7 protein-coding genes are annotated in these 5866 nt (G+C 61.6%); 2 read left to right on the forward strand and 5 right to left on the reverse strand.

Going from position 1 to position 5866, the window contains the following annotated elements; translation table 11 throughout:
- Positions 1–456, forward strand: a 456-nt coding sequence (locus BO74_RS20335) for a transketolase C-terminal domain-containing protein (protein WP_496445100.1), incomplete at its 5' end; no start/stop codon positions are given.
- A 158-nt stretch (positions 457–614) separates the two neighbouring features.
- On the opposite strand, the gene BO74_RS20340 is transcribed toward BO74_RS20335, so the two are convergent.
- The 5 genes from BO74_RS20340 to BO74_RS20360 all read right to left on the reverse strand — a co-directional run bounded on the left by BO74_RS20340 (position 615) and on the right by BO74_RS20360 (position 5123).
- Entirely contained in the window at positions 615–1172 is a 558-nt protein-coding gene (locus BO74_RS20340) for a sugar O-acetyltransferase (protein WP_496445102.1), read from the reverse strand.
- Between the two features lie 145 nt (positions 1173–1317).
- Complete coding sequence (locus BO74_RS20345; RefSeq protein ID WP_496445104.1) at positions 1318–2205, reverse strand: NAD(P)-dependent oxidoreductase; 888 nt, start codon at positions 2203–2205, stop codon at positions 1318–1320.
- A gap of 108 nt (positions 2206–2313) precedes the next feature.
- Positions 2314–3573 carry a TRAP transporter large permease gene (locus tag BO74_RS20350; protein ID WP_496445106.1) on the reverse strand — a complete coding sequence of 420 codons (1260 nt, stop codon included), beginning with the start codon at positions 3571–3573 and terminating at the stop codon, positions 2314–2316.
- On the reverse strand, positions 3570–4100 hold the full coding sequence (locus BO74_RS20355) for a TRAP transporter small permease (protein WP_496445108.1): 531 nt from the start codon (positions 4098–4100) through the stop codon (positions 3570–3572). Before BO74_RS20355 ends, BO74_RS20350 begins: the two co-directional genes overlap by 4 nt.
- 51 nt (positions 4101–4151) lie before the next feature.
- Positions 4152–5123 carry a TRAP transporter substrate-binding protein gene (locus tag BO74_RS20360; RefSeq protein ID WP_496445110.1) on the reverse strand — a complete coding sequence of 324 codons (972 nt, stop codon included), beginning with the start codon at positions 5121–5123 and terminating at the stop codon, positions 4152–4154.
- A 462-nt stretch (positions 5124–5585) separates the two neighbouring features.
- Between BO74_RS20360 and BO74_RS20365 the strand changes: the two genes are divergently transcribed.
- On the forward strand, positions 5586–5866 hold a 281-nt coding region (locus BO74_RS20365; RefSeq protein WP_496445112.1), incomplete at its 3' end, for a helix-turn-helix domain-containing protein.

Consider the following 5866-nt stretch of genomic DNA (forward strand, 5'->3'; position numbering starts at 1 on the left):
CTCATGCGCGACCCCATGCACGAACTGTACGGGCCGAACGAAACGTTCAAGCTCGGCGGCTCCAAGATTGTGCGCAAGGGCAAGGACGTCACCATCGCCACCTACGGCGACATGGTTTTCCAGTCCCTGATCGCCGCCGACGAACTGGCGAAGCAAGGGATCGACGCCGAAGTCATCGACTTCTACTCGCTGAAGCCTTGGGACCAGGCGACGCTGGGCGAATCGCTGAAGAAGACCGGCGCGCTGGTCGTTGCCGAGAACCACCAGAGGCGTAATGGCTTTGGCTACGAAGCGGCGGTGTGGGCTCTGCAGAACGCCCCGGTGCCGACCGAACTGATCGGTCTGGAAGACACCTTCGCCGAGAGCGGCGCCTACCTGAAGACGCTCGACAAGTTCGGGCTCTCCGCGCCAAAGATCGCCGAGAAGACGGCGCGGCTGGTCAGCAGGAAACGGTAAGCAAGAGCAGCAACGGTCCGGCGCGTTAACCCCGCGCGTCGGAATTCTCCACCTTCCGCCGGAGCCGTCGTGCTCGACGGAAGGTTTTTTTATGGTTTACGGTTTTCGACCCGCCGGCAGAGTGAGTTGCCGCACGTGGCGATTTGACGCGAGTCAGCCTACGGTGTGATGGTTTTGATTACGCGCGCGGGAACGCCGGCAATAACCACGTTGTCGCCAAAGCTTTTCGTGACGACGGCGCCGGAGGCGACCACGACGTTGTCGCCGAGCGTGACGCCGGGGTTGATCGTTGCATGACCACTGATCCAGCAGTTGTTGCCAATCGTGATCGGCTGGGCGGATTCCTTGCCGCTGTTCCGTTGTTTCGGGTCGAGCGGGTGGGTGGCCGTGTAAATGCCGACCTGCGGCCCGAGCATGCAGTTGTCGCCCAGTCGTACTTCCGCAACGTCGAGAATGACGCAGCCAAAATTGGCGTAGAAATTCTTGCCGAGATGGATATTCGATCCGTAATCGCAATGGAACGGAGGCTGGATCGTGATTTTCTTCCCGCTGGTGCCGAGCAGCTTGCGGAGCAGTTTCAGGCGCTTTCGTGGTTTCTTTTCGCTCGTCTCGTTCAGTCTCTGCGTGAGAATCCGTGCGCGCAGACGCAATTTCTTCAACTCCTTGTCGGCGGGGTCGTAGTCCTCGCCGGCGAGCATCTTTTCCTTTTCCGTCATTGGGATGGTCCTCCGATCGACTCACCGGGCAATGCTGCCCGATGGCAGCAGCGCAGTCCAGTGCGGAATTCGAACAGTTCGGAGGAGCAGAAAAAGATACGCCGCGCACTGGGCGCGGCGTATCGATGGGGGGGAGGGCGGAGAATCAGGCAGGCTGAGGGGTGCCGTTGACTGCGTAGTAGCTGCGGATGACCTGGCTGTCGTCGGCCAGTCCTTCGCCGCGGCCGGAGGCGGCCAGGAACATCTGGTGCGCGACGGCGGCGATCGGCAGGGCCGCTTTCTTTTCGCGGCCGGTATCCAGGACGATGCCGAGATCCTTGACGAAGATGTCGACCGCGCTGCTGACTTCCGGGTCGGCCTGCAGCATCCGTGGTCCGCGGTCCTTGAGCATCCAGCTCGACGCCGCCGAGCCGCCCATGATTTCCAGGAGGATGTCGAGGTTGACACCGACCTTCGCGGCCAGTGCGAAGGCCTCGGCGACGACGGCGATATGGACGCCGCACAGGAGCTGGTTGACGGCCTTGAAGGTCGCGCCCTGACCTGCCTTGTCGCCGACGTGGAAAATCCGTTGGCCCATGCCGTCGAACACCGGCTTGATCTCGTCGAAGACTGGCTTGGCGGTTGCGGCCATGATCGTCAGCGATCCGGCGGTCGCGCCGGCGGTGCCGCCGGAAACCGGCGCATCGACGAAGCGCTTGCCGGCGGCCTCGACTCGTTCGGCGATCTTTTCCACCGATCCCGGCGGGCAGGTGGCCATCAGGCAGACGATGGCGTTGGCGGGAAGCGCGTCGAGCGCTCCGGCACCGAACAGCACGGCTTCCGCCTGCGCTGCATTGACCACCATCAGCAACAGGATGTCGGCGCCGGTCGCTGCCTCCGCGGCCGTTGTGGCGGCCGTACCACCAGCCGCGCAGAAGGATTCGAGCGCCTTCGGGTTGGTGTCGCAGCCCTGGACGTTGAACCCTTTGCTGACGAGATTCTTTGCCATCGGCAATCCCATCGATCCGAGTCCGGCAAAGGCGATTTTCTTCATGATATCTAGCTCCGTTGTTATGCCAAAGTCATTGTCTGGGTGCGAGCTCCGGCCAGCCCGGGCAAACACCGTGGTGTTCGCCGGGTCAGGCGGGGAGTTCGCTCCCCGTTAGTACAGGGTGAATTGCGGGAAGTAGGAGATGGCCGCCAGTACCGAGAAGGCGACGGCGTAGTAGGGCCAGAGTTCGCGGACGATGGCGCCGACCGGCTCGCGGGAAATGGCCGCGGAGACGAACAGCGTGGTGCCGACCGGGGGCGAGAAAAGACCGATACTCAGGTTGACCGCCATCATGATGCCGAGCTGGATCGGGTCGAGACCGATCGCCTTGCCGATGGCGATGAAGGTCGGGCCGAGCAGCAGGATCGCCGCCGGCAGGTCGAGGAACATGCCGACCACCAGCATGATCAGGTTCATCATCAGGATGATCAGGGTCGGCGTCTTGAGCACGTCGAGCGCCCAGTTCGCCACGGCGTTCGGCACTGCTTCCACGGTAAGCACGTAGCCGACCAGGTTCGATGCGGCGATGACCAGCATGACGACCCCGGTGGTGATCGCCGTATGGACCAGCGCGTCGTAGATGCGCTTCATCGACAGGTCATGGTAGATCAGCGAACTGACGACGATGCCGTAGGCCACGGCGATGACGCTCACCTCGGTCGGCGTGGCGATGCCGGCACGCAGCAGGATGACGATGAAGGCAGGCATCGCCAGTGCCGGCAGGGCCGAGACGGTCGCCTGCATGATGTCGCGGAAGGTGACGTTCTGGGCCAGTCGCGGGAAATTGCGCAGGCGTCCGCTGAAGTAGCAGATCAGCATGAAGCCGCCGCAGAGCAAAATCCCTGGAACGATTCCGGCGAGAAACAGCGAGGCGATCGATTCGTTCGAAACCGCCGCGTAGAGGATCAGCGGAATCGAAGGCGGAATCAGTCCGGCGATGACCGAAGACGCGGCCGTGGTCGCCGCGCCGAAGGCCGGAGGGTAGCCTTCGCGCTTCTGCCACGGGATGAGCATCGAGCCGAGAGCCGAGGCTTCGGCCACCGCCGACCCTGAAACACCGCCGAAGATCGTTGATCCAACGACGGTGACCTGAGCGAGACCGCCAGGAAAGCGGCCGACGAGCGAGGTAGCGAAATTGATCAGCTTCGAGCCGAGGATGCCACCCATCATCAGGTTCCCCGAAAGGACGAAGAACGGGATGGCCAGCAGCGGGAAGCTCTGCGTCGGCTGGAAGATTTTCACGATTGCCGCCTCGGCGGGCATATTGCCCAGAGTGATCGCCGCGACGCCCGAGCTGATGGTCAGCGCATACCCGACGGGTAGCGCCAGAACCAGCAGCACGCCAAAAATTGCCATCATCAGTAAGGTCATACGTCCTCTTCCGAAACGTGCGCGCGAACGCTGTGCGGGTCTTTCGCCAGCAGCAGGTGCCAGATAGTCGTTATCGCGGTGATGCCGACCGCAACGAATCCGACGACCATCGCCAGGTACGCCCAGTAGGCGGACACGCCGGTCACCGGATACTCCTCGCTGCCGACAATCTCGAGCAACCCTTGACCGACGTAGGCCAGGTAGAAGAACGTCGTGGCGACAAGCACTTGCAGCAGGACCAGGAGCCCGCGGGTGGCGGTGTTGCCAAGGAACCCCAGGATCGCCGTCACCGCGATGTGCTGCCCGCGCTGGGCAGCGAGCACCACACCGCTCATGACCAGCCAGGGGAACAGCAGGTTGGGCAGCTCGGTCGGCCAGCCCAGCCCCTGGTTGGTCAGGTAGCGGACGATGACTTCGGCGATCAGGGATACGAACATGGAAACGAGTGCAGCCAGTGCGACAGTCACCGAAATCGAGACAATCGCCTTGTCAATCAATGAAGCAATCGATGCGCCCTGTTTTTTCATGTCCGTATCCTGAGGGTAGGTGGCAGTCTGTTGAACTGTCGAACCCATTACTTACTTGGCAGCTTCGGAAACGATCAGCTTGACGAGGTCCGGGAACTGCTTGGACCACTTGTCGTAGACGGGCTTGGTCTTGGCGACGAACGGTGCCTGGTCGACGTCGTTGAACTGGATGCCGGCGTCGGCCAGTTTCTTGCGCAGATCCTTGTCCGAATCAAGCGACATCTGGCGGTTGAGTTTGCCGGCTTCGGCCGCGGCTTCCAGGATGGCCTTCTGATCTTCCTTCGAGATCTTGTCCCAGACCTTCTTGCTGGCGAGGAGCGGTGTCGTTTCGTACTTGTGGCCGGTGAACGAGATGTACTTCTGCACCTCGTGCAGCTTCGACGAGTAGATGTTCATCAGCGGGTTTTCCTGGCCGTCCACCACGCCTTGTTGCAGGGCGATGTACAGCTCGGAGAAGGCCAGCGGCGTCGGGTTGGCGCCGAGTGCGGTGAAGATGTCGATGGTCATCGAGTCCGGCGGCGTGCGCAGCTTGAGTCCGGCCAGGTCTTCCGGCTTGGTGATCGGGCGCTTGCTGTTGCTGGTGTGGCGGATGCCGTTGTCCCAGAGGGCCAGAAGGACCAGACCCTTCTTCTGGGCCAGTTCATTGAGCTTCTGGCTGATCGGGCCATCGACGACCTTGTAGGCGTGCGGCAGGTCGCGGAAGAGGAAGGGCAGGCCGAGGACGTTGAATTCCGGCACGACGCCGGAGGTGGTGCCCTGCGAGCCCGCGGCGAAAGCCAGGGAACCGAGACGCATGTTGGTCAGCGACTCGACGTCGTCACCGTATTGCGCGCTGCCGCCGACTTCGACCTTGATGCGGCCGTTGGTCTTCTGGCCGACGAGTTCGGCGAACTTCAGCGAACCGACGGCTTTCGGGTTGCCCGGCGCGGCATTGTGTGAAAGCCGCAGAACCTGCTCGGCGGAAGCCGAGCCGGCGGCGGCAAAGGTCAGTCCGATGGTGACGGCGATCAAAAGCTTCTTCATGAATACCCTCCTTGAGTGTTGAGTTGCTGCTCTATCTGCTTCTACTGCGGGGAAAAAATCGTTGGTGTGTCAGAGGAAGAACGGTGCGAAGACGGGGCAGGCATCGGCAAACGTGCGCTTCTGCGGCCAGAATGTGAAGTGCCGCAAGCGATACGGAAGTCCGGAGTGAGTGTTGGTGCCATGTCTGTCCCCCAATTCTTGTTGCTGCACTTGTCTGCGTGAGCCGCGCTGCAGGATTCTTCGACCCGGTCGTGGCTCTTGCGCAAAACCCTCGTCTGTGTTTTTGTACCAGACCCCGTCGCATTGTTTCAGCGGGGCCCGTCGCTCGTTCGAGTCATTGTTCGATCACAGGACGAGGTCAGTGTAAAAAATCGCATAACCACTGAATAGCGACATTTATTTGTGTATCCATGAAATTATTAACCCGGCCCTTAAATAGGCTGTTTGCGGTATGATTTCCGCATGGAAAAGATTGATGCGCGCAAGCTGGGTTATGAGGGGCGAGATACGCTGCGGAAGATGGTGCTTCGACTGCGGAAGCAGTCGGGCCTGAGTGGCGTTGAACTGGCGAAGGTGGCAGGAGTTCATGTCCGGACGGTTCAGGCGTGGTTGCGAAAGGCACAGACCGCCGGCGAGGGTTCCCTGACAGAAAGGCTGCGTGGACGTCCCCCCGGCGCGTGCCGAAAACTGTCGATGGTGCAGGAAGTCTGGATTCGACAACGCATTGTGGGGGCGGTGCCCGC

This window comes from Propionivibrio pelophilus DSM 12018, assembly GCF_059569095.1.

What these genes read in the sequence shown, in the direction of transcription:
- BO74_RS20345 (WP_496445104.1), bottom strand. Translation starts at nt 2,205, where the DNA reads ATGAAGAAAATCGCCTTTGCCGGACTCGGATCGATGGGATTGCCGATG.
- BO74_RS20360 (WP_496445110.1), bottom strand. Translation starts at nt 5,123, where the DNA reads ATGAAGAAGCTTTTGATCGCCGTCACCATCGGACTGACCTTTGCCGCC.
- BO74_RS20340 (WP_496445102.1), bottom strand. Translation starts at nt 1,172, where the DNA reads ATGACGGAAAAGGAAAAGATGCTCGCCGGCGAGGACTACGACCCCGCC.
- BO74_RS20350 (WP_496445106.1), bottom strand. Translation starts at nt 3,573, where the DNA reads ATGACCTTACTGATGATGGCAATTTTTGGCGTGCTGCTGGTTCTGGCG.
- BO74_RS20355 (WP_496445108.1), bottom strand. Translation starts at nt 4,100, where the DNA reads ATGAAAAAACAGGGCGCATCGATTGCTTCATTGATTGACAAGGCGATT.